Source organism: Pseudomonas edaphica (assembly GCF_005863185.1).
GTDB classification, from domain to species: Bacteria; Pseudomonadota; Gammaproteobacteria; order Pseudomonadales; family Pseudomonadaceae; genus Aquipseudomonas; species Aquipseudomonas edaphica.
In genome coordinates, this window is sequence record NZ_VBVZ01000867.1 from 1 (window position 1) to 1,947 (window position 1,947).

General features: G+C 55.5%; 3 protein-coding genes and 1 pseudogene. 3 read left to right on the forward strand and 1 reads right to left on the reverse strand.

The features are described from left to right. Positions 1 to 304: hypothetical protein (locus tag FEM54_RS34480; RefSeq protein ID WP_205894444.1), on the forward strand; the 304-nt coding region annotated here is incomplete at its 5' end. An 82-nt stretch (positions 305 to 386) separates the two neighbouring features. Continuing rightward, on the forward strand, positions 387 to 716 hold the full coding sequence (locus FEM54_RS31515; RefSeq protein WP_017135014.1) for a hypothetical protein: 330 nt from the start codon (positions 387 to 389) through the stop codon (positions 714 to 716). Between the two features lie 122 nt (positions 717 to 838). On the opposite strand, the gene FEM54_RS31520 is transcribed toward FEM54_RS31515, so the two are convergent. Further along, entirely contained in the window at positions 839 to 1,741 is a 903-nt protein-coding gene (locus FEM54_RS31520) for a LysR family transcriptional regulator (RefSeq protein WP_017135013.1), read from the reverse strand. Between FEM54_RS31520 and FEM54_RS34865 the strand changes: the two are divergent. Further along, a pseudogene (locus tag FEM54_RS34865) lies at positions 1,731 to 1,947 on the forward strand (hypothetical protein); the annotation flags it as partial. The gene FEM54_RS31520 and the pseudogene FEM54_RS34865 overlap by 11 nt on opposite strands.

A 1,947-nucleotide genomic window follows, 5' to 3' on the forward strand; every position in this document is an offset into this window, starting at 1 on the left:
GACTAAAAATAATCACTACATAATCGTTGACGTAACCTTTTTGTCCTTGCATTATCGAGACGTCTCCCGGATCGGGAGCGTTGGTAACACGCGTTTTGAACAAGCTCGTCTGACCGCCGAGCTGTTTTTTCCGGATGTGCACTGCCCACAAGGCAGATTGATGAAGCTGACCGGCCCGCAAGGATCGGTACAAGGAGCTCAAACGCTGCTTGTCTTCGTGATGAAACCATCACGTAGCCGCTCATCAGCAAGACTACATGCATCAGGTTCAAGACCCTGCCCGTATTCGGCAGACCGTTACTGACGCCCGGTTTTAGCAACCGGAGACAACTAAGCAGTTTTAACGAACCAACTGATAGATCGCCAACTGGTCAAGGGGCTTACACATGAATCTGAACAACCAACCAACTATCGATGAATTGGCTGAGATGTTCGCAGCGCAAAAAGACAAACTCGACGACCATATCCTGTGGGTTGGCAAGTCGGGCGAAGTCAAAATTGACTGCCTGGCGCCCCACACCGAAGAAGCCGAGTTTGACCGCACTCACCGTGAACTCGCGGCGCGCCTGAAGATGTACCGCCGCGGCCAGGGTTATGTCGGCAAGAAAGCGGCGGCCGATCGAAACTTCATTGAGCAAGTATTCGACACACTTAACAATGCCTGGGCATCTTTCAAGGATAACTCGCAAGTTAAAGTGATCGACCGCTACTACTAAGTAAAACTTGCCCACTGTGGGAGCTGGCTTGCCGGCGATAACGGTTTAACTGCCAACACTTTTGTTGAATGTTAACTGGCTATCGCAGGCAAGCCAGCTCCCACATTTGTTTTGTGGCACGCTCAAAACGTCGGGAAACGTCCCTTCGCGGCTTCGTCGCGAAAAATATCAAACAACACCTGCGCCGCCGCCGACAGTTCATGACCGGGTTTGGTGAGCACGCCAATCGGCCGCTCGATCACCGGATCGCTCAAGGTGATGCAATGGGCGCCCGCCTCCTCCATCTGACGTGCGCACAATGCAGGCACGGCGCTGACACCCAGGCCACTGGCAACCATCTTGCCGACCGTGGCCAATTGATGGCTTTCCAACGCCACCGGCAATTTCATCTGCAAGGCCCCAAGGTGCTCCTCCAGCATCACGCGCACCGTCGAGGGCCGTTGCAGGGTGATGAACGGGTGTTCCAACAGGGTTTTCCAGTCGACTTCGGTACATTGCGCCAAGGGCGAATCACCGGGCACCACCGCAATAAACCGGTCCAGGTATAAAGGCGTGAATGCCAGGGACGAACCTTCGGATGGCTCGAACGCCACGCCCAGCTCCACTTGGCGATCGCGGACCATTTCCAGCACCTGTTCATTGATCAGGTCATGCACCGTCACATTCACCTGCGGGTAACGTGCGCGGAATATCTTAAGAATCGGTGGCAGCAGGTTGCCCGCAAACGAAGGCATCGCCGCCACGGTGACGCGGCCACGCTGCAGGGTGAAACGCTGACGCAGTTCGTCTTCGGCATTGTCCCAGTCGGCAATCAACCGGCGCGCCAACGGCAGCAGCGATTCACCTTCGGGTGTCAGTGCGACGTTGCGGGTATTGCGGCTGAACAGGCGCCCACCCAGGCCCTCCTCCAAGCCCTTGATGGTCAGGCTCAGCGCCGATTGGGAAAGGTGCAGGCGCTCGCAGGCGGCGGCAAAACTCAGGCTTTGGGCCACGGCGAGAAAGGCGCGCATCTGTTTGACGGTCATGAGGCTGCTCCGGGCGGCGATTGGACTATGCTGTTTTCTAAATCAATCAACCTTAAAAAACAACTTAACAAATCAATCCGTCGGCGCAACACTCAGTTCATTGGCTGGCCCACAAACAATAAAAGAGGTGCATATGGCAGGTTTCGATAAACGCGTGGCGTCCTATGAAGAAGCACTGGCAGGCCTGGAAGACGGCATGACCGTGC